Genomic DNA, 26,271 nt, shown 5'->3' with positions numbered 1-26,271 from the left:
AGGACCTGGCTCGAACGGGAAATTACGCATTGTCGTCACCTGCCTACACCCGTGATGCTGGTGAAGTCGCCGGTGTCAAAAGCCGGCACGTCGAAGTTCTAGCCGGCCGCGATGTCGGACACCGCCATGCCGAAAATCGTGCACCTTGCGTCGTTGACAAATGATGGAAAAAACGTTGAATCGACGGAGTAACCTCGGCGGCCATAATGGAAGGACACCGGATTGGAGAGCGGATACCCGTCGAGTTCCGGTTGTCGGGAGCATCGAGGCACACGTGGACGGACGTTCCGTTGACGTGGGGCCGGCGCACCAACGGTTACATGCTCACGCTGGGCCTCACCCCGCCCACAGAGCACCACGCACCCGGTCGTAGACCAGGTCGATGTGCCAGTCACGCAGATAGCCGATGATCTCTTCGACTCCGGGCGCCCGGCCGACCAGCTCCCCGGTCAGGAGGAGATAGAGAGCCGGCAGGCGGGCCACGAGGTGGTCCTCACGCACGTACAGGTTCTTGGGCCGCTGCGGATCGGCGTGGGAGGCGCTGGTGTGGCCGTGCCGGCGGCGGTAGGCGGCCCGATTGCCGGACCAGCAGGACTCCTGCCGCCGGCGGCAGGAGCCGCAGCGCAGCAGCCCGGCCAAGCGGTACGTGCGACCGGAACGGCCGGAGGGGGCGCGGATGCCCTGAACGGCGACGAAGTCGCTCTGGCTGACCAGGGCCTCGTGCGCGGGCCGCTCAGAGATGCCCAGTCCTCGGGCGGACTCCACCGCTGAACCTGGCGATGACCCAGGCCTGTATTCGACGTGTCGACCAGGTCGTACGCCGACGGCTGCCGGTTCCACACCTCATGGCTGGTATAGCGGGGATTGGCCAGGATCGCGCGGACCGTGGTCAGCGTCCACCGCGCGGCACTCCGATGCGCATTGCGCTGCCGGTCCGCCGCCGACGGGCAGGGGACTTCCATGTCGTTCAGGGCACGAGTGATCCGCGCCAGGCTATGCCGAGCCAGTCGCCGGCCGAACATTCACTTCACGATCTCAGCGGTCGCCGGATCCGGCTCCAGCCGATACCCGTACGGTGGCCGGCCGCCCAGGTACCGCCCCTGTTCGCTCACCTGCGCGGCCATTGCCGTCCGTACCCGGATCCGCCATAAGGACGCCGGAGGTGCCCTGTGTGGCGAGGCGGAGACCATGGCGTGAGTCATCGAGGTCAGGAGAGGGATGCGAACCATCGCCCCGCCGCGTGCCAGCGCTCGACGGTAGGGAACCCGGATCGCCCGGCAAGAGAGGCGATATCGTCGATCGAGACTGTCGCCCAGGTGAACCAGTCGCCCGTGCGTCCGGCCTGGCGCAGCCGTACGGTGTGAACCCCGCTCTGTGCACCCGGCGGAGAGAGTTCGGTGATCACCGCTCCACCTGACCTGACCAGTTCGCGCAGGCGCCTGAGGAGGACTGCGGGGTCGCCGCCGATGCCGATGTTGCCGTCGACCAGGAGCGCCTCGGCCCACCGCCCGGTTCCTGGAAGGGGCTCGAAGACGCACCTGCGCAGCGCCAGGCCGCCTGCGCGGCGGGTCAGCTCCACGGCCAGGGGAGTGATGTCGATGCCCAGGGCGGGAACCCCCATCCGGGTGAGCGCCACGGTCAGCCTTCCTGGTCCCGAACCGACATCGAGAGTGGGCCCGCAGCATCGGGCCAGAATATGCTCGTCGCCTTCGTTGTACCGGAGCCAGCGCTCGGCGGAGAGCGGCCGTATTCGGCCGTCGGCATATTCGATGTCTACGTTTCCGCCTTTGAGACTTTCTTCGTAGAAAGCGCCGATCACGCGGCTCTTCCATTGGGGCGGACGCCGGGAAGGATGCCTGCCGGTATGTTCAAGCGACTACTTGTGATCACGCAGTCACGCTACCCCGGCAGGTTGGTGACGATCCTTACGAAGCTGTTGAGGACGGGGAGCTGCGACCGCCTGGCAAAACCGCGTCCATCACGCCCTCGGCGAAGCGTCAAAGTGCGGCAGGGCGGGACAAGTCGCATGCCCTAAGGGGGACACAGAGGCCAATGACCCAAACCACGGGATCGGCCATGAAACCGTATTTCCACGGACCCGAACTGGTCATTTCTCGGGACGACGTCATCTCTTCGTAAGAGAAGGGGCGCTCTCGCCGCGTTAGCGTCGGCCCATGGAGATCGACGTGGTTCTGCCCTGCCTGAATGAGGAGGCGGCCCTGCCCTGGGTGCTTGGGCGCATGCCGCCTGGTTTCCGCCCGATCGTGGTCGACAACGGTTCGACCGACGAATCCGCGAGGGTCGCGACAAAGTTCGGCGCGACGGTGGTGGCTGAGCCTCGGCCCGGATTCGGCGCCGCGTGCCACGCGGGGCTGACGGCCGCGACGGCGGACGTGGTGTGCTTCATGGACGCCGACGCGTCCCTCGATCCCGGGCAGTTGCCGCGCGTCGCCGGGCCGGTCCGGGCGGGTGAGGCCGATCTGGTACTCGGTCGCCGCGTCCTTGGACCGGGCTCATCCTGGCCGGTGCACGCCCGGCTCGGCAACGCCGTGCTGGCTCGCGAGCTGCGCCGCCGTACTGGTGCCGACCTGCACGACCTGGGGCCGATGCGGGCGTGCGGACGTGCCGCCCTGCTGGCCTTGGAACTGGCGGACCGGCGGTTCGGCTACCCCCTGGAGATGGTGCTGCGCGCCGGTGCGGCCGGCTGGCGGATCGCCGAGGTCGAGGTGGACTATCTGGCCCGTACGGGGCGGTCGAAGGTGACCGGTACGGTACGCGGCACGCTACGGACAATCGGTGACATGCGCCGGGTCATGGCCGACAGGGCAGTATGACGTGAGTTCGCACCATACCGACGGCGCGCAACTCCTGGTGATCGCTAAGGAGCCCATACCGGGAAAGGTGAAGACCCGCCTGACCCCGCCCTGCACTCCGCGCGAGGCCGCGGCACTGGCCGGCGCCGCGCTGGAGGACACGTTGCGGACGGTCGCCCGGGTTCCGGTGGCCCGCCGCGTGATCGCTCTCGATGGGGCTCCCGGGGCGTGGCTGCCCGCCGGGTTCACGGTCGTTCCGCAGCGCGGCGACGGCCTGGACGAACGGCTCGCCGCCGCCTTCGACGACGCCCACCGGAAGTCGCCCACCCCGATCGTGCTCATCGGCATGGACACACCACAGGTGTCCCCCGACCTGCTGGCTGAAGCCGTGTCGTCGCTCGGCACCCACGACGCGGTGTTCGGTCCCGCGACGGACGGTGGGTTCTGGCTTCTCGGGCTGCGCGTCCCCGACCCCGATCTGCTGCTCGGCGTGCCGATGTCCGAGCCGACCACAGGAGAGATCCAGCTGAACAGACTGATTGAGGCCGGAATGAGCGTCGCCTGCCTGCCGTGCCTGACCGATGTGGACACCATGGCGGATGCGGTGGAGGTGGCGGCGCTGGCTCCCCACTCACGCTTCGCCGCCGCGCTCGCCGGAACGGCGGTATTGTGATGCCCCCTTCTCGCAAGGCGAAGGTGCTGGTCACCGGCGCGGCCGGGTTCATCGGGAGCCATGTGACGGAGGCGCTGGAAGCGGCCGGACACGAGGTGGTCCGTCTCGACCTCAGGACCGGCGACGATGTGCGCGACGCCGCCACGCTCGACCGGTCGATGGCAGGGGTCGATGTCGTCGTGCACCAGGCGGCCAAGGTCGGGCTCGGAGTGAATGTGGCCGACCTGCCGGACTACGCCTCGGTCAACGTGTACGGCACGGCCGTGCTGCTCTCCGCGATGGCCCGGCACGAGGTCGGGCGGCTGGTGCTGGCCTCCTCGATGGTGGTCTACGGCGAGGGCGCCTACGACTGCCCGAGCCACGGCCGGGTACGGCCCGCGCCGCGTGACGCCGTCGCCCTGGCTCGCGGGCTCTTCGAACCTCGTTGCCCTCGGTGCGACTCGGAGGTGGTCTACGCCGCCATCGATGAGAGCGCGCCGACGGATCCCCGCAACGCGTACGCCACCAGCAAGCTGGCGCAGGAGCATCTGGCCGCCAACTGGGCGCGCGAGACCGGCGGCACGGCCGTGGCGTTGCGGTACCACAACGTGTACGGGCCCAGGATGCCCCGGGACACGCCGTACTCCGGGGTGGCGGCGATCTTCCGGTCCGCGCTGGAGGCCGGTCGAGCCCCTAGGGTGTTCGAGGACGGCGGGCAGTTGCGGGATTTCGTCCACGTCCGCGACGTCGCGCGCGCGAACGTCGCCGCGCTCTCCGGCGGCCGGCCGGGCCTGCTGGCCGCCTACAACATCGCCAGCGGGGAGCCGCGCAGTGTCGGTGACATGGCGGTGGCATTGGCCACGCACCATGGCGGGCCGGAGCCGGTGACGACGGAGGAGTACCGGCTGGGCGACGTCCGGCACATCGTTGCCGCCCCGTACAAGGCGGGTGCGGAACTCGGATTCCACGCCCGGGTCGGTTTCGACGAGGGGATGAGGGAGTTCGCCACCGCGCCCCTGGCCTGTCCGGCGTGAGCTGCCGCGCGGCGGGAACGGCCGTCCTGCTGGTCGCCCTTGTCGGCACGCTCGTGCCGGCGATCGGAGAGGAAGCCGTTCCCGCGGATCGCCACGGCCTGTTCTGGCCGTACGTGCTCGCGTGGGCGATCTTCTACGCGGCGGTGTGGGCCGTGCGCGGGCTGCCGAGGCGTCAGGCGATGTCCCTGGTGATCGTCGGAGGGATCGCCGTAACCGTCACCGGCCTCCTCTCTCCCCCCGCGACCAGCACCGACTCCTACCGCTACGCCTGGGATGGACGGGTGCAGGCCGCGGGCGTCTCGCCCTACGATCACGCTCCGGCTGAGGCGGAACTGGTGCCGCTGCGCGACTCCTGGCTCTTCCCCCGCGGTGCCGGCTGCGAGGGACCCGATCGATACCCGCTGCCATCAGCGGACCTGATGACGTCGTGCACGCGGATCAACCGCCCCGCCGTGCACACGATCTATCCGCCCCTGGCGGAGGCGTATTTCCTCCTGGTACACGGACTCTCGCCCGAAGGCGCACGACACAAGCCGCTGCAGGTCGGCGGTGCGCTCCTGACGTTCGCGACCTCAGCCGTGCTGCTGATCGCGCTCAGCCGCCGGGCCGGCACCCGGGACAACGCTCCGGCGTACACCGCCTGCTACGCGTGGTGTCCCGCCGTCCCGCTCGAACTGGTGAACAACGCCCACGTCGACGCGCTCGGCGTCCTGCTCGCCGTCATCGCCCTCACCACCGCGAACAGGTACAGGGTGCTCGGCGGCGCGCTGTTCGGCGCGGCGACCGCCGTCAAGCTGCTGCCCGCCGTCACCGTCCCCGGAGCGCTCTCCGGGGTCCTCGCGAAAGGCGGAAAAACGCCGACGAGGCGGATGCTCGACACCCTGGCCGTCCTGGGCCCCGCCGCTCTCGTCGTGGCGCTCGCCTATCTGCCGTACGCGCTCGCCTCGCGCGGCTCGGTGCTCGGATACTTCTTCGGCTACCTGACCGAGGAGGGTTACGACGATGCCGGCAGCAGGGACCGGTACGCGTTGCTGAGACTGCTCCTTCCCGATTCGTGGGCGTTCCCGGCGGCCCTCGTCATCCTCGGGATCGCGATCTTCCACGTACTCCGCCACGGTGACGCGGACCGGCCGTGGCAAGGCGCCCTGCTGGTGACCGGAGTGGCGTTCCTCGTGTTCACGCCCGGCTATTCCTGGTACGCCGTGCTGGTCGTCGCTCTGGTCGCCCTCGACGGCCGGTGGGAGTGGCTCGGCGTCCCGCTGGCGAGTGGCGTGGCGTACATGGGCACCGGCTCCGGGACCATCGCCTACGCCCTTGCCGCGCTGGCGGTGGCCGCCGGGCTCGTCGCACGCGCGGCCCGTCACTCTCCTGACAGCGCGTACGACGCCCCGAGGTTGCGAAGAGGATGAACCGCCGGACATTGCCGAAAGGGTGCCGGGGCGTGGCTTTGGAAAGCCCGTTTCCGGCAAGGAGCCCGAACAGCCGACATTGGATTTCGAGGGGATCGGTGCCGGATGCAGCGCGATCGTGAGGTCAAACCCGGCAAGAAGGGCCGCCTGGCCGCACGTCTCAAGGGGTGGAGCGGGCCACCCGGGCCGTTCCGGCCGGAGTTCTGGCGCAGCCCGCTCCGCGGCCCCTGGCTGACCTCGGTGCTCGGACTGATCCTGCTGGTCGGGATCACCCTCGTCGCGATCACCGGGCTGGTGTCGTACGCCGCCTACGAGCCTCGCCTGCCAGGCAACGACACGACGCCCGGCAGGGGCCTGCTGGGCTTCTACCTGTTCGACTGGCCCACCGACCCGGTCTGGTTGTACCGGGTCACCCAGGGCGCGCACGTCGTCGGCGGGCTGACACTGGTGCCGATCCTGCTGGCCAAGCTGTGGTCGGTCATCCCCAAGCTGTTCTCCTGGCCCCCCGCCCGTTCCGTGGCGGAGGCCGTCGAGCGGGCCAGCCTGCTGCTCCTGGTCGGCGGCGCGGTCTTCCAGTTCGTGACCGGGATACTCAACATCCAGCTCTTCTACGTCTTCCCGTTCTCCTTCTACCCGGCCCACTTCTATGGCGCGTGGATCTTCCTGGCCGCCTTCGCCGTACACGTCGTCATCAAGCTGCCGCGCGTCATCCGCACCCTGCGGACGTACGGCCTGCGCGACTACCTGCGCCTGTCTGTGGCGGACACCCGCCCGGAGCCGCCGGACCCCGATGGCCTGGTCGCCACCGACCCAGCGCCCCCCACGATGTCCAGGCGCGGCCTACTGGCCTTCGCCGGCGGCGGCTCGCTGGTCATGTTCGGCCTGTCCGTCGGCCAGTGCGTCGACGGGCCGTTGCGGCGTACCGCGCTGCTCGCTCCCCATGGGCGCCACTACGGTACGGGCCCCAACGACTTCCAGGTCAACAAGACAGCGGCGAGCCTCGGCGTCACACCAGACCGGACCGGCGAGTCCTGGCGGCTGGCACTCGTCGGACCACACCGGATGGAATTCTCCCGCGAGGACCTGCTGGCGATGCCGCTGTACACCTACGCCTTGCCGATCGCCTGTGTGGAAGGCTGGTCGACCGTCCAGACCTGGACCGGCGTACGGCTGGCCGACCTCGCCCGCCTCGCCGGGACCCGGGCCGGCTCGACAGGTGTCACCGCCAGGTCTCTGCAACGCGGAGGCTATTTCGGTCAGGCCTCGCTCAGCGCCGCGCAGGTCGCCGACCCGCGCTCGCTGCTGGCTCTGCGGGTCAACGGTGCCGACCTGTCCCTCGACCACGGATACCCGGCGCGGGTCATCGTCCCCAACGCTCCCGGAGTGCACAACACGAAGTGGGTGCGCGAGCTCGACTTCACCCAGGAGCGATCGTGAACGGCCGCGGCCGGTGGGCCAGGACCTACGGCGCCCCTCCGTGGCATCTGCTCGTGCTCGCCCTGTGTTTTCTGGTCGCCGGTTACGCCGCCACCCGGGTGGTCGAAGTGGGGATCTGGCCGGGCTTTCTGGTGTGGTTCGTGGGGGCCGTCATCCTCCATGATCTAGTGCTGTTCCCTCTTTACTCCGCCGCCGACTCCGCAGCCCGGTCCGCCACCGCCCATACCCGTCGTCGTGGTCGTACGGCTGCTCGGCGTCGGCCTCGGCCGACGGGGCGGCGGCCGGCGCCGATCAACTACCTGCGCGTGCCGACCGCGTTCTCCGGTCTGCTGCTGCTGGTGTGGTCCCCACTCATCCTGCGCGGCGCCGAGCCCAACTACAGGGCGGCGGTCGGCTTGAGCACCATCCCTTATCTCAACCGATGGATTCTGGTCACCCTGGTGCTCTTCGCCGCCTCGGCACTGCTCTACGTGCTGCGACGCCTGGCCGCAGGGCGGGTCGGCCGTTGAGCGCCCGGCCGATCGGCGACTACGCGATGCTGTCGGACTGCCGGTCCGCCGCGCTGGTCACGTCCGACGGCTCTGTCGACTGGCTGTGCCTGCCCCGTTTCGACAGCCCGGCGCTCTTCGCCCGACTGCTGGACGAAGAGGCCGGCTTCTGGGCGATCCGCCCGGCATGTCCGGCCGAGGTGACCCGCCGGTACGTCGAGGACACCCTTGTGCTGGAGACCACGTTCCGGACGCGCGAGGGCACCTTGGTGCTCCTGGACGCTCTCGCGCTGGGCCGTGGCGAACGTGCGCACGCGCTGGGCACGTCATCACCCGGCCTGCTCCTTCGCCGGCTCGCATGCACCGAAGGGCGGGTGCCTGTGGAGATCGTGTATGCGCCCCGGCCCGAGTTCGGGCTCGTCCGCCCGCTGATGCAACCGGTCCGCGGCGGCCTGATCGCCCGTGGAGGCGCCGACGTGCTCACCCTGTCCAGTCCGGTGGAATTCCGGACCAGCGGTTCGGTCGCGGACGCAGCTCTCACCCTGCGCGCGGGACAGAACGTCGGCCTGGCCCTGCAGGCCGGCCGGGCCTGGGCGCCCGACCCGCCGCGCCGTACCTCCTGGGCCGTCGCGCGCCGGATCCGCGACACCATCGCGGGATGGCGCTCCTGGTCACGCGGTCACGCCGACTACGAGGGGCCCTGGCGCCGGCACGTCAACCACAGCGGCCGGGTTCTACGCGCGATGACCTACGCCCCGACGGGGGCCATGGTGGCCGCAGTCACCACCTCCCTGCCGGAGAGCATCGGCGGAGAGCGCAACTGGGACTACCGCTACACATGGGTCCGCGATGCCAGCTTCACCCTGCACGCCCTGAACACGGCCACCTGCGAGGAGGAGGAAACGGCTTTCTTCACCTTCCTGTCCCGCGCATGCGCGACCCAGGTCGACGCGGACCCGGACCTGCAGATCATGTACGGCATCGACGGTGAGCGCGACCTGAGCGAACGGCGGCTACCGCAGCTGCGGGGGTGGCGGGACAGCGCACCCGTGCGGGTCGGCAACGACGCCTGGCGTCAGCGTCAACTCGACGTGTACGGCGAACTGCTCGACGCCGCCCACCAGACCTACCGGGACATCGGCCCGTTCGACCCCCTCACCCGCTCGCTGCTGATCGGAGTGGCCGAGACCGCCGCGCGCCGCTGGCAGGAGCCGGATCAGAGTCTGTGGGAGATCCGAGGCCCCAGCCGGCACTTCACGCACTCCAAGCTGATGTGCTGGGTGGGACTGGACAGGGCGATCGCCCTGTCCCCGGTGCTGGGGGCCGCCTCCCGGGTCGCCGACTGGACGCGCGTCCGAGACGAGATCCACGCCGCGATCCTGACCCGCGGATGGAATGAGCAGGCGGGTGCTTTCACCCAGACGTTCGACGGCACCCAGGTCGACGCCTCCACCCTGATGATGCCCCTGGTCGGATTCCTGCCGCCGGACGACCCGAGAATCCGCTCCACCGTGCAGGCCGTCGCCACCCGGCTGACCGACGCGAGAGGGCTGGTGTACCGCTACCGTTCCGCCGACGGGCTGGCCGGCCTGGAGGGCCCGTTCCTGCTGTGCACCTTCTGGCTCGCTCACGCGCTGGCCCTCATGGGTCAGGACGTCGCGGCCGGGCGGGCGTTCGAGACCGCCGCCGCCTGCGCCAATGATGTCGGCCTGCTCAGCGAAGAGGTGGAGCCCACCACAGGAGAGGCGATCGGCAACTACCCTCAGGCCCTCAGCCACATCGGCCTGATCAACGCCGCCCGCGCCATCGGGGACGCCCGGGGCGCAGACGACATAGGCGGACGCGCAGAGCCCGGCTGAACGCTCAGCCGGGCGCGGGTGCACGTCAGGCAACGGGAATCCGGTGTATGGGGCCGGGGATGGCGGTGGGCCATGTGCGTTCGGTGGCGCTCAGCCCTCGGACACAGGATTACCCATGAGGAGCTCGCCCCGAAGGGCGGGCTCTTCTGTGTTGAGCTCAGTTACGACGCGGGTCGCCACGTGGCGGACGATGGCCAGGCCATTGGCTCGTCATGCAGAGACGATCTCTGCCGGCCCTTCCTCCGGCGACCTGTCGGCGGGCTCCCGTATCGTACGCGTCCATGATCGGCTTACCTCGGTCCCTCACCCAAGGACTTGCGGCCGTGCTGCTGCTGGGATGCCTCGCCTCCGACGCCCTGCTCGAAGGCGATGGCTATTTCTGCGGTTTCGTTGGCAACACGATGTCCTGCGGCTCCCCCGAGCGCGACGCCGCCATGGCGGCCGCCATGCTCACACCCGCCGAGGCCCGCTCCATCGGCTGCCCGCCGCTCTACGTGGGACAGCAGCGGGAGCCGGAGTTCGGCGAGGTGCTGCCGACCCCCGAGTCCACCACCTTCGCCATCCGTACCCCCGACCCGGCGCTCGCCGCCCGCGTCAGCGACGCGTGGGGCCGGATCGAGCGCTGGCTCGCCGCGCACGCCTCAGCCACCCTGCGCAAGCTGCGCTTCGGCGCCGAGCCGGAACGCCTGGCCCAGTGGGAGCACTACGCGGGCCGCCGCCTGCCCGACGACCTGTACGCCTCCTATCTGCGCCACAACGGTGCGGCCGGCAACCTGGGCGACGGCTTCCGGCTCCCCGGCGGGTACGGCCTGCTGGAGATCAACGACATCGACTACATCAACATGAGCAAGTGCCAGAGCCTCGTCCTGGCCGGTGACCTGGCGGACGCCGACCCCGAGCACGGCACCTGGCACGGCAGCCTGCTGCCCACCGGCACCGACGCCTCAGGGCATGACCTGTTCGTCGAGCCCCGCACCGGCCGGGTGGGCGAGGCGGCCTTCGGCGAGCGGCTCCGCTACGACGGCCCGATGGGCTTCCCGTCCCACGCGGCGATGCTGGAGGCGCTGGCCGCCGCGCTGGAGAGCGGCGCCGCGATGGGCGGCTCTTACCCGACAGTGACCGGGAGCTGCGAGCTGCGCTGGGCCGCGGAGCCCGCTCCGTTGCCGGGCGGGTGCGCGGGCGAACCGCGTCCGACCCCCACACCGACCCCCACACCGACCCCACAGCCGCCCACCCACGCGGAGAAGCGCGCCACCGGCTGCCTGCCCGCCCGCCGCGCCGTCGTCGTGCGCACCCCGCGAGCCGCTGTCACGGCCGAGGTGAACGCCACCTGGCGGCGCATCGAGCGCTGGCTCGCCCGGCACGCGCCCGCCACGTACACGAGCCTGCGCCCGCCCGCCACGCCGCTGGCGATCGCCCAGGCGGAGGCCGCCATGGGCGCGCGCTTCCCCGACGACCTGCGGGCCTCGCTGCTACGCCACGACGGGGCGAGCGACTGGGGCTTCTCCTTCCCGCCCGTCTACACCTCCATGTCGGTACGCGGCATTCGGCGCGACTGGCAGGCGAACTGCGACATCACACTCGACGACCCGGAGCTGAGCACCTACTGGTGGCACGGCCGCCTGATCCCCTTCGGCTACGACGTCACCGGCGGCAACCTGTTCGTCGACCCGGACACCGGCCGCACCGGCAGCTTCCACAGCGAGGACGGCCTGCACACGGGCGACGGCGACATCTGGCCCTCCTACCTGGCCCTGCTCAAGGTCACCGCCCGCGCCCTGGAACGGGGCGAGCCAGTTCGCGGCCGGCAGCCCCGCGTAGAGAAAGACCGCCTGGACTGGCGCTACAAGGATTAGACGCTCACCCGCGGCCGCCTACGCCCCAGACAGCACACACACCTGGCCTTCTGTGCTACGGGCAGCTTCTCTTGTAAGGCTCGTCTCGGGTGTATTGCTGCCATTCCTGGGGCGTGAGCGATCGGCCCGCCAGAGCACACACCGCTGAGTGCAGGTCACGAGGCATGCCCACTCCCCACAGCCGTACCGTGGCGTCGTTGCCGCCGGAGGCCAGGCGGGATCCGTCCGGGCTGAAGGCCACCGACCGCACCCCTTCGGCATGGCCGGTCAGGGACGTGCCGAGCTGCTTGTGAGTGGCCGTGTCCCACAGTCTGACCGTCCCGTCGTCCCCTCCGGAGGCCAGACGGGACCCGTCCCGGCTGAAGGCCACCGACCGCACCCCCTCGGCGTGGCCGGTCAGGGACGTGCCGAGCTGCTTGTGAGTGGCCGTGTCCCACAGTCTGACCGTCCCGTCGTCCCCTCCGGAGGCCAGACGGGACCCGTCCCGGCTGAAGGCCACCGAGTACACCTCCATTTCGTGGCCTCTCAAGGGGGTGCCGAGTTGTTCGCGGGTAGTCGTGTCCCACAACCGGACCGTCCCGTCGTTCCCGGCGGAGGCCAGGCGGGACCCGTCGGGACTGAATGCCACCGCGTGTACCCAGTCGTTGTTGCCGGTCAAGGGGGTGCCGAGCTCCTGGCCGGTCGCCGTGTCCCACAACCGGAGCGTCCCGTCGCTCCCTGCGGAGGCCAGGCGGGACCCGTCCGGGTGGAAGGCCACCGAGTACACCGCCCCCTGTTCGTGGCCTCTCAAGGGGGTGCCGAGTTGTTCGCGGGTGGCCGTGTCCCACAGTCTGATCGCCGCGTCTTGCCCTGTGGAGGCGAGGCGGGACCCGTCCCGGCTGAAGGCCACCGAGAACACGGTCGTGTCGTGGCCGGTCAGGGGAGGGCCGAGTTGCCTGCCGGTCACCGTGTCCCACAACCGGATCGTCCCGTCTCCCCCGGCGGAGGCCAGGCGGGACCCGTCCGGGCCGAAGGCCACCGATGTCGCCCCGCCGTTGTGGCCGGTCAGGGGGGCGCCGAGTTGTTCGCGGCTGGCCGTGTCCCACAACCGGACCGTCCCGTCCCCTCCGGCGGAGGCGAGGCGGGACCCGTCCCGGCTGAAGGCCACCGAGAACACGGTCGTGTTGTGGCCGGCCAGTGGGGTACCGAGTTGTTCGCGGGTGGCCGTGTCCCACAACCGGACCGTCCCGTCTCCCCCGGCGGAGGCCAGGCGAGACCCGTCCGGACTGAAGGCCACCGAGAGCACCCCGCGTTCGTTGCGTCCGAGGGGGGCACCGAGTTGTTCGCGGGTGGCCGTGTCCCACAGTCTGACCGTTCCGTCTTCCCCTGCGGAGGCCAGGCGGGACCCGTCCCGGCTGAAGGCCACCGATGTCACCGTGCCGTTGTGGCCGATCAAGGGGGTGCCGAGTTGTTCGCGAGTGGCCGTGTCCCACAGTCTGACCGTACGGTCGGTGCCGGCGGAGGCCAGGCGGGATCCGTCCGGGCTGAAGGCCACCGATGTCGCCGTGCCGTTGTGGCCGGTCAGGGGGGTGCCGAGTTGTTCGCGGGCGGCCGTGTCCCACAACCGGACCGTCCCGTCTCCCCCGGCGGAGGCCAGACGGGACCCGTCCCGGCTGAAGGCCACCGAGCGCACCCCCCGTTCGTCACGGCCGAGGGGAGCGCCGAGCTGCCTGCCGGTCGCCGCGTCCCACAACCGGAGCGTCCCGTCCCTCCCTGCGGAGCCCAGGCGAGACCCGTCCAGGCTGAAGGCCACCGAGAACACCGAGCCGCTGGGGTCGGCGAGAAGTGCTCGACCGGGACGGCCGAGCACGGTGGCCATGCTCGCCCGCGCTTCGCTGGTGGGCGAGATGGTCCAGGCTGTCGCGGCCAGGCGCGCGGAGGCCGGAGGATCGTTGGACAGTTTCTCGCTGTCGGCGGCCAGCTGTCGAGACAGGATGTCGGCGCTTCGGCGTAGCGCCATATCACGCTGCTGCTCGGCCTCCTGACCGAGGCGCACCGCGCTGATGGCGGTGACGATCGCGATCACCAACAGGCCGGACAGCAGCACGAAGACACCCTGCCAGCGGCGACGGCTCCGGCTGGCGGCACGGGCACCGGCATGGAGAAAGTCTTCGGCAGGACCGCTCAGGCCCGGATAGCGGTCGGTGTCCGAGCGCCACCGGGCCGCCATGGCGAGACCGGTCTCCAGCCGGATCCCGCGGTAGAGGAACGAAGGGTCGCGTCCCGCGTCGTTCCACTCGGCGGCGTCATGCACGATCTCCCCGTGCAGCACCCGGTCGGCCTGATCCTCGGCCAGCCATGTGCTCAGGCGTGGCCATGCGGTCATCAGCACGTCGTGGGCGAGTTCGACAGTCCTGGCTCCAGGGACCGGCGCGGGGGAACTCCCGGCGACCATCAGCCGGGCCTCGGTGAAGGCGGCCACCACCTGCTCTACACGTTCTGGCCGGCCCGGCGCGCACGAGGTGGTCAGTTCATCCAGGGTCACCCGGCGGCGGGTCGCCTGCCCGTCGGCGCCGATCAGGGCGAGCGACAGGAGGGCGCGCCGGGCGATCGCCTGCTGCCCGGCGTCCAAGGCATGGTAGACGTCCTCGGCGGCGGCGTTGACCGCTGAGGCCACACCGCCGGAACGGTCATATCCGTGCCGGGTCAGCCGGCCGTCCTGGCGGTTCTCCCACGTGCGCACCATCGCCATGGACAAAAGCGGCAACGCCCCCACCGTCGTCCCGCCGTACGACGAGCCTGCCGGCGCACGGAGGTGACCGGCCAGCTCACGTACCACCTGCTCCGCCAGGCCCTCTTCCACGGTGAGTCCGGCCGCTGCCGCCGGCCCGGTGATCGCTCGTTGCAGCTCCGCGTCGCTCATCGGCCCGAGCACGAAAACGCGCTCCTCCAAGGCCCGGGCGAGCTGCGGGTAGGCGGCACAGCGATCGACGAAATCACCGCGCGTGGCCACGATCACCGGCCCCGTCGCGACGGCGATCGCCTCCAACGCCGCCACGAACGCCTCCGCCTCCTCCGCAGGCGCCTCCGTCGCTAGAGTGAAGAGCTCCTCGAACTGATCGACCACGATCACCAGCCGGCGCGGCGGCTCATCGGACCCGGCTTGGCGGCGGCGTACCCCTTCGGCGCTCAGCACCTGCCGAGCCCGCGCCTCTCCCCGGCCGGGATCGCGTCGCAGCTCCTCCAGCACCGCATCGGGATCGGCGCCGCATCGTACCGCCAACTGCACCGCCAGCTCCTGCAACGGCCGCGCCCCCGGGGTGAGGGTCAGCTGCGGCCAGTCCGCATCCGCCGCCAGCGCGGGCAACAGCCCGGCGTGCAGCAGCGAGGACTTGCCCACGCCCGAGGCCCCGGTCACCACCACCAGGCCATGACCGCAGGCCGTGACCATGGCGACCAGCCGGGCGACGGCCTGTCCTCGCCCGTAGAAGAGCTCCGCCTGAGCAGGGCCGAACGGCGCCAGCCCTTGATACGGGCAGCCGCCGCTCCACCTCGTCCCGCCCTCCGCGCCCGCCACCCCGCCCAGGCGGCGCCCCAGATCACGGATCTGCCGGCCCAGCTGGTCACGCATCACCAGCAGCAGCGCTGTCTGCTGCTGGTAATGCGCCCTGTCCAGGCGGCGCTCGGCGTCCTGCCGGTACAGGGTCTGCTGAATCTGCCCGGCAGCCGCGTCCAGCCGCCCCAGCATCGGCTCCAGCGCCGCGTTCTGCCGGCCCAGCTCGGCGAACCCGACCACCAACTCCTCCAGCAGCCGCTCCTGCCCGCCCACGAGCGCCTCACCGATGGCCGCCTGCGCAGCGTCCACTGCGGTCAGCGCGGCGACCAGCGCTTCCGCCAGAGCATCGGCACGAGCGTCCCCGGCCTGCAACGCCTCCTCCAGCCGAGCCGCCAGCTCACGCTCCATGTCGGCGGAGGACTCCGCGCCATCGCCCCGGGAACGGTCTCGAGCAGCAGCCAAGGCCGCGCTGATCAAGTCGGACAGCACGTTCGCCCCGACGGACCCGACAACCCCGATCCCCGCCACGAGCACGGCGGTACCCGGCCCGGCGACGAGCAGGGGCGTAAGTGCACTAGCGCACAAGGCCGCCAGCAACGCGCGCGGCGTCCCCCAGGTGAACGCCCGCCCGCCCGCCCGCGCCACCCGCCGCACCCACGTGCGAGCGCCCTCCTGTGCCGCGGCGACCTGCTGCGGCGTCAGGACGTCCCTGCCCGGCTCCGGCGGCTGCGCCCCCTGTCGATCCAAACGATGCTCCTGACCCCGTGACGCCATCCGAACAGATCCCCTGACACCGCATCTGTGGTGTTATCGGCTCGGTCTCGCTCCGTGCTACCGCTTGCAGTGAATCAGCGCGCGCCTGGCAGGTGCAGCAGATGGGGCACTATGCGCTCAGCGGAACTCCCTGAACAGCCGAGCCCGCCGGTGAAGAGCCCGCGGGGTCGTCATCCACACCGCGCCGTACAACGACCTGATGAGGGGGATGTAGGGGGTTGGCCGGGTCTTCTGGACGCTATTGACTCACGCGACATGAGCCGTGCTTACGATCCCGACCTGCTGCCGTACGTCGAGACCATCCCCAGCGTGGAGCTGAGCGAGTTCATCAAGCGGGACGCTCCGCCCTTCGACCCCGCCACCATGGATCCGGCCGTCATCGAGAGGATGGCGAAACTCCTGCCGCAGTACACACCGGAGAGGCCGGTGACGGTCGAGGACAGGGTGATCCCGGGTGACGTGCGAGTCCGCCTCTACAGGCCCGAGAGCAGCACTCCGCTCCCTGCGCTGATCTACCTGCACGGCGGCGGGTTCGTCTCGGGCGAGCTGGACTTCTTCCAGGTCAGGAACCTCCGCTTCGCGGACCGGGTCCCGGCGGTGGTGGTCGCCGTCGACTACCGGCTCGCCCCCGAGCATCCCTTCCCGGCGGCGCTCGAGGACTGCATGGCCACGCTGGAGTGGGTGCACGGGTCCGCGGGCGAGCTGGGCGTCGATCCGGGCAGGATCGCCGCGGGCGGCGACAGCGCGGGCGGCAACCTTTCGACCGCGCTGGCGATGCTCACCCGGGACAGGGGTGGGCCGCCGCTGTGCTTCCAGCTGCTCGACGTGCCCGTCACCGACGACCGGCTGGAGACGCCGTCCATGCGGGACTTCGTCGACACGCCCATGTGGAACAGGGGCGACGCGATCTTGAGCTGGCGGTATTACCTGCCCGGCGAGGACGGGCCGGTCTCGCCGTACGCGGCGCCCGCTCGCGCGGAGGACCTGTCCGGCCTGCCTCCCGCGTACGTGTCGGTCTGTGAGTTCGATCCCCTTCGCGACGAGGGCATCGCTTATGCGCAGCGGCTGGTGCAGGCGGGGGTCCACACCGAGTTGCACATGTATCCGGGCGCCTTCCACGGCGCCGCCGTGATCGCGGACACGGCGCTCACCAGACGAATGAACGAGGACATGATCGAGGCATTACGGCGGGCCCTGCATTCCCTATAAGCCGCGTGCGTCCGGGTGGAGGGCTCGGGCGCACAGGGTGAGCGCTTGCGCGAGTGCCGTGCGGTCCGGGTCGTCCATCTCGGCGAGCATGACGGCCTCGATCTCGTCGAGGGAACGGTCGCATCGCCGGAGGGTGTCCAGGCCTTTCGGGGTGAGGCGGGTGCGCAGGGCGCGGCCCCCACGGGGATGCGGGTCGCGGCGGATCAGGCCGCGTTGTTCGAGATCGCGGATGACCAGGTTCATCGCCTGCGGAGTGACGAAGGCGATGCGGGCCAGGTCGGCCGAGGACGGGGCGTCGCGCAGGCGCAGCTCGCTGAGCGCCATGTATCCGGTGGTCGTCATGCCGTGCCGGGCGAGCGCTTCGTCCAGGCACGCGCGGATGCGGCGTTCCAGCCGGAACACCAGGTAACTCACGCGGGGCGGCGGTGTGTCCGGCGCAGCGGCCGAGGGGGCACCCGGATCGATCACCAGGAGACGATATCGCGACCCGACAGAACGGGCTCCGATGTAAGTTTCTCGCCCCGTTATCAAGGACCTTGATAGCAAGTTACTTGATAACCAGGGGAAACGACTCCTTGCCAGGTGAAGCCGCGGGCGTGCGCACCGAGCGGGCGTTGACGGTGGGTCGTGACGCTTCTATTTTCCAGCGACCGACGCCATTACGCGGCGGACGGATCCGCGGCACGCGGCGCCGCGGATATGGAGAGGAGGAGCGCGAATGAGACGATTGACCACGGTGCTGGCCGGTGCCTGCGCCGCGGCGCTCTTTGCCGTCATGACCGTGGTGCTCGGATCGCCGGCCGTCGCCGCCACCCTGGTGGAGGTGACCAGCTTCGGCAACAACCCGGGCAACATGCGGATGCACGTCTACGTGCCGGACTCGCGCCCGGCCTCGCCGGCGATCGTCGTGGCGATGCACGGCTGCGGCGGCTCCGGTCCCGGCTTCTATCAGGGCAGTGAGTTCGCCTCGCTGGCCGATCGGTACGGCTTCGTCGTCATCTACCCGACCGCCACCCAGTCGGCGGGGTTCGGCAACTGCTTCGACACCTGGTCGGACGCGGCCAAGCAGCGCGGCGGCGGCAGCGACCCGGTCTCGATCCTCTCGATGATCGATTATGTCGAGCGGACCTATCAGGGAGACCCGAACCGCGTCTACGCCACCGGAAGCTCGTCCGGCGGCATGATGACCCAGCACATGCTCGCCGTCCACCCCGACGTGTTCAAGGCAGGGGCCTCCTTCATGGGCGTGCCCTTCAACTGCTTCGCCGGCGCCTCCGACTACCCACCGGGAAGCAGCAGGTGCACCGGCGGGAGCATGGACCGTACGCCCCAGCAGTGGGGTGATGCGGTCCGCCAGGCGTACCCCGGATACTCCGGTCCCCGCCCGCGCATCCAGCTGTGGCACGGCACCGGCGACACTCTCGTGCCCTACTCGCTGCTGCGGGAGTCGATCGAGCAGTGGACCAACGTGTTCGGGCTGAGCCAGACCCCGACCAGCACCGACACCCCGCAGTCAGGCTGGAGCCGCAGCCGGTACGCCAGTTCGTCCGGCACCGTGCAGGTGGAGGCGTACAGCATCCAGGGCGCCGGGCACGTTCTCCCGCAGAGCGGCATGGCCCGCTACGCCATCGAGTTCTTCGGCCTGACGACCAGTCAGACCGACACCACCCCGCCGACCACGCCGGGCACCCCGGTCGCGTCGAACGTGACCGCCACCAGTGCCACGCTGACCTGGACGGCCTCCACCGACCAGGGCGGCTCCGGCTTGGCCGGCTACAACGTCTACCGCGAGCAGGGCGCCACCGACCCGCAGCTCGGCCAGTCGGCCACCGCCTCGATCACATTGACCGGACTGACCGCCAACACCCAATACCAGGTGTACGTACGGGCGCGTGACGGCGCGGGCAACCTGTCGGGCAACTCCGCGACGGTCACCTTCACCACGGCCGCCACCGGAGGCGACACCACGCCGCCGACCGCCCCGGCCGGGCTCACCGCCTCGGGCACCACCACGACCGGCACCAGCCTGACCTGGACCGCGTCCACCGACGACACCGGTGTGACCGGCTACGAGATCCTGCGCGCTCCCGGCGCGACGGGCGGCACGTTCGCCCAGGTCGGCACCTCGGCCACGACCTCGTACACCGACACGGGCCTGTCCGCGAGCACCACCTACCGCTACCAGGTCCGGGCGCGCGATGCCGCCGGCAACGTCTCGCCGGTCTCCGGCACCGTCCAGATCACCACCCAAGGAGGTACGACCGGCGCCTGCTCGGCCACCCCGACCGTGCAGTCCCAGTGGGGGAACGGATACGTGATCCAGCCGCTGACCGTCACCAACACCGGCACCTCGACGATCACCAGCTGGACCGTCACCTTCACCCTGCCGGCCGGGCACACCCTGACCGGCTCGTGGAACGCCACCGTCACCACCAGCGGCCGGACCGTCACGGTCAAAAGCGTCAGCCACAACGGCACGCTCGCGCCGGGAGCCAGTACCACCAGCTTCGGCTTCCAGGCGAGCAGGCCCAACGGCGACACAGCCCTGCCGTCCGGCTACACCTGCGCCTGAAGGCAAGCCCAGGAGATTCTTGGCTTGCGTACGGCGATGACTCGGGCAAATGCCGGACGCGCCGCCCACCTCCGTGGCGCGCGGCGGCCTACTGTCCTCACGACCGGCCATGACAGCACCGGAGGAGGGGACCCATGTCGGGCAGTGACGTCCGCGGCCTGCTCCCTCCCTTCCTGTTGCTGCTCATCTGCGAGCGGCCCGGTCACGGGTACGACCTGATCGAGCGGTTGGCGCGACTGGGGGCTTCCGACGCGGAGCCCGGCCAGGTCTATCGCGCCCTCCGCTCGCTCGAACGCGCCGGCCATCTGGCCTCCGTCTGGGTCGCCTCGGAGGCGGGGCCGGCGCGCAGGCGCTACGAGCTGACCACCGGCGGCATGGCCGAGCTGCAGGCGTGGATGCGCCGGTTGATCGAGGTCCGGCAGCTGCTGGAGACCTGCCTCACCAGGTGGTCGCGGATCAGCCAGGAAGCGGGCGGCCACGGGTTCCCGGCCGCGCGCGAGCAGGCCGTACTGGAGGAGGTGCCATGGGTGAGGACCCGGCGATGACCGCCGTGTCCGCCGCGTTCGAGCGGCGGATGGGACCGGCGGCCGCCCTCGGGGAGGACGCCGAGCGGATCGTCCGCGCCTGCCAGGACATGGCGGAACGGTTCCGCGGGGGCGGCAAGCTGCTGGTGTTCGGCACCGGGGGGTCGGTGGCCGACGCGCAGCACGTCGCCGTCGAGTTCGCGCATCCGGTCATCATGGGCAAGCCGGCGCTCCCGGCCATCTCGCTGACCACGGACATGGCCGTGGCCACGGGGATCGCCCGCACCCAGGGCCTGGACGGGATCTTCGCCGCCCAGCTGCGGCTGCTGGCCGCGCCGTGCGACATCGCGCTCGGGGTGTCGGCCGACGGCGACTGCGCCGGCGTGCGCAACGGGCTCGCGGCGGCGCGGGCGCTGGGGCTGCTCACGGTGGCGCTCACCGGAGGGCAGGCGGCGCACGAGGCGGACCACGTGCTGGCCGTCCGCTCCGACGACCCGTTGGTCGTCAAGGAGGTTCACATGACGATCTACCACGTGCTGTGGGAGCTCGTACACGTCTTCCACGAGCTGGAGGCGGTCCGATGACGGAGCCGTGCCACGACGAGGTCTGCGTCACGTGCTCCGACGCGGCGGTGCCGGTGCGCGTGCTGCGGCTGCTGGAGGACGGGCTGGCCCTGGTGGAGACGGAGTCGGGGCCGGAGGAGGTCAGCGTGGCGCTGGTGGACGCGCGGCCCGGCGACATCGTCCTGGTGCACGCCAAAGAGGCCATCGGCCCGTACAGGGGCGTACAGGGGAGTGAGTCGTGAGCACGGTCGGTGAGTCCGGTGGGATCGAGGCCCTTTATCCGTTCCTCGCGCCGGCGCCGGTCGATCGGGAGGCCGTCGTCACGGACCTGTGCGCGTCCACCCGGAGGAAGGCCGACGAGATCGTCGCGCTGCGCCGGTCGCTGGTCGCCCTGCACGCCGAGCGTCTGGTGGCGTGCGCGCGGGCGATGGCGGCGGCGTTCGACGCGGGGGGCCGGCTGTTCGCCTTCGGCAACGGGGGGAGCAGCACGGACGCGCAGGCCGTCGCGCAGTTGTTCGCCGCCCCGCCGGAGCCAGCGCACGCGGTCGCGGCGGTCGGGGGCGTCGCGGCCGGCGCGCCGGTGCCGGCGCGGGCGGAGCCGGTGCGCGCGGTCGCCGCGGTGCCGCTCGCCCAGGACGTCGCGCTGCTCACGGCGCTGTCGAACGACGTCGGGTACGAGTTGGTCTTCGCCAGGCAGCTCGCCGCGCTCGGCCGCCCTGGCGACGTGGCCATGGGGCTGTCCACCAGCGGGGGCTCGGCCAACGTGCTCAACGCCATGACGGAGGCGTCCAGGCGCGGCATGCTCACCGTCGGGCTGGTCGGCTACGACGGCGGGCCGATGGCGCAGGAGGATCGGGTGGCGTACCTGTTCGTGGTGCCGTCGGCGTCCGTGCACCGCATCCAGGAGGCGCAGATCACCCTCTGCCACGTGCTGTGGGAGCTGACCCAGCGGGTGCTGACCGGCGAGACGTGACGGGTCATGTCCGGTACGGGGGCACGTCGGATCCGGGTGCGGGTCGAGGGGCTCGTGCAGGGGGTGGGGTTCCGGCCGTTCGTGTGCGGGCTGGCCGGTGCGTACGGGGTGTCGGGGTTCGTCGGCAACGACCCCGGCGGGGTGTTCATCGAGGCGGAGGGCGAGCCGGCCACGCTGGACGCGTTCACGGCCGGCCTGACCGGCCAGGCGCCGCCGCTCGCCCTCGTCGAGCGGGTCTCGGTGGAGCCGGCGGAGCCTGTGGGCGAGTCCGGTTTCCGCATCGTGGCCAGCCGGCAGGGCGAGTTCCCGGACGGCGCGTTGGTGTCGCCGGACGCCGGGACGTGTGCCGCCTGTCTGAGCGAGCTGCGTGACCCGGGCGACCGCCGGCACCGCTACCCGTTCGCCAACTGCACCGACTGCGGGCCGCGCTTCACCATCGTCACCGGCGTGCCGTACGACCGGTGCGCCACGACGATGGCGGACTTCGAGATGTGCGCCGGCTGCGCGCGGGAGTACGGCGACCCCGGTGACCGGCGCTTTCACGCCCAGCCGGTCTGCTGCCCGGCGTGCGGGCCGGCGCTGCGCGCCCTCGGCGCGGACGGCCGGCCGGCGGCCGGGGACCCGGTCGAGGTCGCGGCCCGGTGGCTGGAGGCGGGCCGGATCGTGGCGATCAAAGGGCTGGGCGGCTACCACCTCGCCGTCCTGGCCGCCGACGGATCCGCCGTGGCCGCGCTGCGGGCCCGCAAACGCCGCGAGAGCCGGCCGTTCGCCGTGCTGGCGCCGGACGCGGCGGCGGCCGGGACGCTGGTCCATCTGGACCCGGCTGCCGAGCTGCTGCTCACCGGCGCGCGCCGGCCGATCGTGCTGGCCCCGCGCCGCCGCGACGCCCCGGTGGCCGACCTCGTGGCGCCCGGAGCCCGCGACCTCGGGGTGATGCTGCCGTACACGCCGCTGCACCACCTGCTCGCCGACCGGCTGGCCGCGCCGTACGTGCTGACCAGCGGAAACCTCACCGACGAGCCCATCGCCTACCGCGACGAGGAGGCGCTGCGGCGGCTGGCGGGCCTCGCCGACGGGTTCCTCATGCACGACCGGCGGATCGAGGCGCCGGCCGACGACTCGCTGGTGCGGGTCTTCCGCGGCCGGGAGCTGGTCGTACGCCGATCGAGAGGGTACGCGCCGGCCCCCATAGGCGTGCCGTGGCCGTTCCCCCGGCCGGTGCTCGCCTGCGGAGCCCAGCTCAAGAACACCTTCTGCGTGGCCAGAGGCAACCAGGCGTTCCTGTCGCAGCACATCGGCGACCTGGAGAGCTACGAGACCCTGCGCTCCTTCGCTGAGGGCGTCGAGCACTTCTGCCGGATCTTCGGCGTCCGCCCGGCCGTGGTCGCCCACGACCTGCACCCGGAGTACCTGTCGACCGCGTACGCGCGCGACCGCGAGGGCGTGGACCTGATCGGGGTCCAGCACCATCACGCGCACATCGCCTCCTGCCTGGCCGAGCACGGTCACGGCGGGCCCGTCATCGGGGTGGCGTTCGACGGGCTCGGCCTGGGCGAGGACGGCACGCTGTGGGGCGGGGAGCTGCTCGTCGCCGACCTGGTCTCCTTCAGGCGGGCGGGGCACCTGGAGGCGGTGCCGATGCCGGGCGGCGCGGCGGCGGTGCGGCAGCCGTGGCGGATGGCGGCGGCCTGGCTGGACCGGATCCACGGTGACGCGCTGCCCGGCCTGCCGGTGGCCGAGCGGCATCGGGAGCAGTGGCCGGTGGTCGTCAGGATGGCGCGGGCCGGGCTGAACTCCCCGCTCACGTCCAGCGCCGGGCGGCTGTTCGACGCGGTCGCGGCGATCGCGGGGGTGCGCGACGTGATCGGTCACGAGGGGCAGGCGGCGGCCGAGCTGGAGGCCCGGGTGGATCCCGGCGAGCGGGGGGCGTACCCGGCCCGGCTGATCGAGGGCGAGCCCCTGGTCATCGCCGCGGGCGACCTGGTCGGGGCGGCGGCCGAGGACGTCGCGGCCGGGGTGGACGCGGGACGGATCGCCGCGCGGTTCCACCGTGGGCTGGCCGCGGCGGTGGTCCGCGCGGTCCGGGTGCTGGGCGAGGGGACCGGCCTGCGGACGGTGGCGCTGTCCGGCGGCGTCTTCCAGAACGCGGTCCTGCTGGAGGCCGTGCTGTGCGGCCTGGAACGGGAGCGGTTCACGGTGCTGGTCCACTCCCGGGTGCCGCCGGGCGACGGCGGGATCGCGCTCGGGCAGGCGGTCGTCGCCGCGGCGAACGACCGCCGTTGACCACCCCGTACGGGTCAGCAGATGCGCGGCAGCGGGTCACCGACCAGCAGGTCCACGATCCTGGTGCCGCCGAAGGCGGTGTTGAGCAGCACCATCCCCGGAGGCCCCGGCTCGATCCGGCCCACCACCGCCGCGCCCTCGCCCACCGGGTGCCGGCGCAGCGCCGTCACCGCGGCTTCGGCGTGGTCACCGTCGACCACGGCCACGAACCTGCCCTCGCACGCCACGTACAGCGGGTCCAGGCCGAGCAGCTCGCAGGCCCCGCTCACGATCGGGCGCACCGGGAGCGCGCGCTCGTCCACCGTCACGGCCACCCCGGCGCCGCGGGCCACCTCGTTCAGCACGGTCGCGACCCCGCCCCTGGTGGCGTCGCGCATCATCCGCACAGGGACGGCGTCGAGGAGCGCGGCGACGGCGTCGTGCAGGGGCGCGGTGTCGGAGGTCAGGTCCGCCTCGATGTCCAGGTCGCCACGGGCGATCAGGACGGTGATGCCGTGCTCGCCGATCGGCCCCGACACGATCACCGCGTCCCCGGGCCGGACCTGCGACTCGCCCAGCGTGACCGGCCGTTCCAGCGCCCCGACGCCGGCCGTGGTCACGTAGCAGCCGTCGGCCTTGCCGCGCTGGACCACCTTGGTGTCGCCGGTCACCACTTTTACGCCGGCCCGCTCGGCCGCGTCCGCCATCGAGGCGGTGATCCTGCGCAGGTCGGCGAGCGGGAACCCCTCCTCCAGGACGAACGCCGCCGACAGGTACATCGGCCTGGCCCCGCAGACCGCCAGGTCGTTGACGGTGCCGTTGACCGCGAGGTCGCCGATGTCGCCACCGGGGAAGAACAGCGGCGAGACCACGTACGCGTCGGTCGTGAAGACCAGCCGGCCGGTGCCGAGGTCGAGCGTGGCGCCGTCGTCGAGCGGCTGGAGCACCGGGTTGCGGAAGGCCTCGACGAAGACGGCCTCGATCAGCGTCCGCGACGCCTTGCCGCCGGCGCCGTGCGCCAGCGTCACCCGTTCCTCGGTGATCTTCGGCCGGCGGCGGCGGGCACGTTCGATCCGCTCCAGCACCTGCTCCTCGCGGGACGCCGGCTCGTGGTGGGCCGCCTCCGCGAGCGCCCGCTCGGCCCACTCCGCCGTGTGCACGGTCCGGTCGCTCATGGCCGCGGCCCCAGGGCCAGCGGCACGGGCTCGCGGCGCCGGGTGAAGCGGCCGAAGTTGTAGTAGGCGGCGCAGGCGCCCTCCGAGGACACCATGCAGGTGCCGATGGGCGTCTCGGGCGTGCAGGCGGTGCCGAAGACCTTGCACTCCCACGGCTTCAGCACGCCTTTCAGCACCTCGCCGCACTGGCACGCCTTCGGGTCGGCCACCCGCACCCCCGGCACGGGGAAGCGCGTCTCGGCGTCGTACGCCGCGTACGCCTCCCGCATCCGCAGCGCGGAGTGCGCGATGAAGCCCAGCCCGCGCCACTCGAAGTGCGGCCGGAGCTCCATCACCTGGGAGATCGCCGACAGCGCCCGCTGGTTGCCGTCCCACGGCACCACCCGCGTGTACTGGTTCTCGACCTCGGCCCGGCCCTCGGCGAGCTGCCGCAGCAGCAGGTAGACCGACTGCAGGACGTCCAGCGGCTCGAACCCCGCGCACACCAGCGGCTTGCCGTAGTCGCGGGCGATGAAGGAGTAGGGCCGGCAGCCGATGACGGTGGAGACGTGGCCGGGCCCGATGAAGCCGTCCAGCCGCAGGTCGGGCGAGTCCAGGATGGCCTTGATCGCCGGGATGATCGTCACGTGGTTGCAGAAGACGGCGAAGTTGCCGATGCCCTCGGCGGCGGCGCGCAGCACGGTCATCGCCGTGGACGGCGCGGTGGTCTCGAACCCGATGGCCATGAAGACGACCGTGCGCTCCGGGTTCTGCCGGGCGATCTTGAGCGCGTCCAGCGGCGAGTAGACCATGCGGATGTCCGCGCCCGCGGCCTTGGCGTCGAAGAACGAGCCCTGGCCGCCCGGGACCCGCATCATGTCGCCGAAGGAGGTCATGATCACGCCCGGCTCGCGGGCGATCGCGATGGCGTCGTCCACCCGCCCCATCGGGATGACGCAGACCGGGCAGCCGGGGCCGTGCACCAGCGACACCGACTCGGGCAGATGATCCTCCAGCCCGTGCTTGTAGATCGTGTGCGTGTGGCCGCCGCACACCTCCATGAAGGTGTAGCGCCGTCCGGGCTCGCACAGCTCCCGGATCCGCGCCGCCAGCCTCCTGGCCTCGCCCGCGTCGCGGTACTCATCGACGAACCGCAC

At 71.4% G+C, this 26,271-nt stretch carries 21 protein-coding genes and 1 pseudogene; 15 read left to right on the top strand and 7 right to left on the bottom strand.

From position 1 onward, the window contains the following. Positions 1 to 336 precede the first annotated feature (336 nt). From BMW85_RS51020 to BMW85_RS13395, 3 genes and pseudogenes are all read right to left on the bottom strand, one after another. Entirely contained in the window at positions 337 to 765 is a 429-nt protein-coding gene (locus BMW85_RS51020; protein ID WP_245774775.1) for a hypothetical protein, read from the bottom strand. Between the two features lie 71 nt (positions 766 to 836). Continuing rightward, positions 837 to 1,022: pseudogene (locus tag BMW85_RS52530) on the bottom strand (recombinase family protein); the annotation flags it as partial. A gap of 185 nt (positions 1,023 to 1,207) precedes the next feature. Further along, positions 1,208 to 1,819, bottom strand: coding sequence for a class I SAM-dependent methyltransferase (locus BMW85_RS13395; RefSeq protein ID WP_091081181.1), 612 nt, complete (start codon positions 1,817 to 1,819; stop codon positions 1,208 to 1,210). A 355-nt stretch (positions 1,820 to 2,174) separates the two neighbouring features. Between BMW85_RS13395 and BMW85_RS13390 the strand changes: the two genes are divergently transcribed. From BMW85_RS13390 to BMW85_RS13355, 8 genes are all read left to right on the top strand, one after another. Then, on the top strand, positions 2,175 to 2,834 hold the full coding sequence (locus BMW85_RS13390) for a glycosyltransferase family 2 protein (RefSeq protein ID WP_091081180.1): 660 nt from the start codon (positions 2,175 to 2,177) through the stop codon (positions 2,832 to 2,834). Continuing rightward, positions 2,797 to 3,486 carry a TIGR04282 family arsenosugar biosynthesis glycosyltransferase gene (locus BMW85_RS13385; RefSeq protein ID WP_425434329.1) on the top strand — a complete coding sequence of 230 codons (690 nt, stop codon included), beginning with the start codon at positions 2,797 to 2,799 and terminating at the stop codon, positions 3,484 to 3,486. Before BMW85_RS13390 ends, BMW85_RS13385 begins: the two co-directional genes overlap by 38 nt. Beyond that, positions 3,486 to 4,499, top strand: coding sequence for an NAD-dependent epimerase/dehydratase family protein (locus tag BMW85_RS13380; protein ID WP_091081879.1), 1,014 nt, complete (start codon positions 3,486 to 3,488; stop codon positions 4,497 to 4,499). Before BMW85_RS13385 ends, BMW85_RS13380 begins: the two co-directional genes overlap by 1 nt. Next, entirely contained in the window at positions 4,496 to 5,908 is a 1,413-nt protein-coding gene (locus BMW85_RS13375) for a glycosyltransferase 87 family protein (RefSeq protein WP_245774773.1), read from the top strand. Before BMW85_RS13380 ends, BMW85_RS13375 begins: the two co-directional genes overlap by 4 nt. Before the next feature lie 105 nt (positions 5,909 to 6,013). Next, a complete protein-coding gene (locus BMW85_RS13370) occupies positions 6,014 to 7,345 on the top strand; it encodes a molybdopterin-dependent oxidoreductase (protein WP_091081175.1) in 1,332 nt (443 codons plus the stop codon). After that, positions 7,342 to 7,854, top strand: coding sequence for a hypothetical protein (locus BMW85_RS13365; RefSeq protein ID WP_091081172.1), 513 nt, complete (start codon positions 7,342 to 7,344; stop codon positions 7,852 to 7,854). The genes BMW85_RS13370 and BMW85_RS13365 overlap by 4 nt, the downstream gene beginning before the upstream one ends. Beyond that, complete coding sequence (locus BMW85_RS13360) at positions 7,851 to 9,692, top strand: glycoside hydrolase family 15 protein (protein WP_091081170.1); 1,842 nt, start codon at positions 7,851 to 7,853, stop codon at positions 9,690 to 9,692. Before BMW85_RS13365 ends, BMW85_RS13360 begins: the two co-directional genes overlap by 4 nt. A gap of 281 nt (positions 9,693 to 9,973) precedes the next feature. Further along, positions 9,974 to 11,548: an SMI1/KNR4 family protein gene (locus BMW85_RS13355; RefSeq protein WP_177240657.1), complete on the top strand. Its 1,575-nt coding sequence runs from the start codon at positions 9,974 to 9,976 to the stop codon at positions 11,546 to 11,548. A gap of 55 nt (positions 11,549 to 11,603) precedes the next feature. On the opposite strand, the gene BMW85_RS13350 is transcribed toward BMW85_RS13355, so the two are convergent. Continuing rightward, positions 11,604 to 15,830, bottom strand: coding sequence for a WD40 repeat domain-containing protein (locus tag BMW85_RS13350; RefSeq protein ID WP_091081166.1), 4,227 nt, complete (start codon positions 15,828 to 15,830; stop codon positions 11,604 to 11,606). 282 nt (positions 15,831 to 16,112) lie between these two features. On the opposite strand from BMW85_RS13350, the gene BMW85_RS13345 reads away from it, so the two are divergent. Further along, positions 16,113 to 17,066: an alpha/beta hydrolase gene (locus BMW85_RS13345; RefSeq protein ID WP_091081164.1), complete on the top strand. Its 954-nt coding sequence runs from the start codon at positions 16,113 to 16,115 to the stop codon at positions 17,064 to 17,066. Here BMW85_RS13345 and BMW85_RS13340 read toward each other — a convergent pair. After that, on the bottom strand, positions 17,061 to 17,534 hold the full coding sequence (locus tag BMW85_RS13340; RefSeq protein ID WP_245774772.1) for a MarR family winged helix-turn-helix transcriptional regulator: 474 nt from the start codon (positions 17,532 to 17,534) through the stop codon (positions 17,061 to 17,063). The genes BMW85_RS13345 and BMW85_RS13340 overlap by 6 nt on opposite strands. A 250-nt stretch (positions 17,535 to 17,784) precedes the next feature. Here BMW85_RS13340 and BMW85_RS51015 point away from each other — a divergent pair, with 250 nt between their 5' ends. The 6 genes from BMW85_RS51015 to hypF all read left to right on the top strand — a co-directional run bounded on the left by BMW85_RS51015 (position 17,785) and on the right by hypF (position 23,981). Further along, the gene (locus tag BMW85_RS51015; RefSeq protein WP_091081158.1) at positions 17,785 to 19,638 is read left to right on the top strand and encodes an extracellular catalytic domain type 1 short-chain-length polyhydroxyalkanoate depolymerase; all 1,854 of its coding nucleotides are present in this window, start codon (positions 17,785 to 17,787) and stop codon (positions 19,636 to 19,638) included. 134 nt (positions 19,639 to 19,772) lie between these two features. Then, positions 19,773 to 20,183, top strand: coding sequence for a PadR family transcriptional regulator (locus BMW85_RS13330; RefSeq protein WP_245774771.1), 411 nt, complete (start codon positions 19,773 to 19,775; stop codon positions 20,181 to 20,183). Next, positions 20,162 to 20,746 (top strand): D-sedoheptulose-7-phosphate isomerase, encoded by a 585-nt coding sequence (locus tag BMW85_RS13325; protein ID WP_091081156.1) that lies wholly within the window; start codon positions 20,162 to 20,164, stop codon positions 20,744 to 20,746. The genes BMW85_RS13330 and BMW85_RS13325 overlap by 22 nt, the downstream gene beginning before the upstream one ends. Beyond that, positions 20,743 to 20,967: a HypC/HybG/HupF family hydrogenase formation chaperone gene (locus BMW85_RS13320; RefSeq protein WP_091081154.1), complete on the top strand. Its 225-nt coding sequence runs from the start codon at positions 20,743 to 20,745 to the stop codon at positions 20,965 to 20,967. Before BMW85_RS13325 ends, BMW85_RS13320 begins: the two co-directional genes overlap by 4 nt. Continuing rightward, positions 20,964 to 21,698, top strand: coding sequence for a D-sedoheptulose-7-phosphate isomerase (locus BMW85_RS13315; RefSeq protein ID WP_091081152.1), 735 nt, complete (start codon positions 20,964 to 20,966; stop codon positions 21,696 to 21,698). Before BMW85_RS13320 ends, BMW85_RS13315 begins: the two co-directional genes overlap by 4 nt. A 6-nt stretch (positions 21,699 to 21,704) precedes the next feature. Then, positions 21,705 to 23,981, top strand: a complete 2,277-nt coding sequence (hypF, locus tag BMW85_RS13310) for a carbamoyltransferase HypF (protein ID WP_177240656.1) — start codon at positions 21,705 to 21,707, stop codon at positions 23,979 to 23,981. A gap of 14 nt (positions 23,982 to 23,995) precedes the next feature. On the opposite strand, the gene hypE is transcribed toward hypF, so the two are convergent. Beyond that, a complete protein-coding gene (gene hypE, locus BMW85_RS13305; protein ID WP_245774770.1) occupies positions 23,996 to 25,135 on the bottom strand; it encodes a hydrogenase expression/formation protein HypE in 1,140 nt (379 codons plus the stop codon). Next, positions 25,132 to 26,271, bottom strand: coding sequence for a hydrogenase formation protein HypD (hypD, locus tag BMW85_RS13300; RefSeq protein WP_091081150.1), 1,140 nt, complete (start codon positions 26,269 to 26,271; stop codon positions 25,132 to 25,134). Before hypD ends, hypE begins: the two co-directional genes overlap by 4 nt.

This window comes from Nonomuraea wenchangensis, assembly GCF_900111685.1.
Taxonomy (GTDB): domain Bacteria; phylum Actinomycetota; class Actinomycetes; order Streptosporangiales; family Streptosporangiaceae; genus Nonomuraea; species Nonomuraea wenchangensis.
The sequence above is the reverse complement of the archived record's forward strand: the minus strand, read 5'-3'. Positions and strand labels throughout refer to the sequence as shown.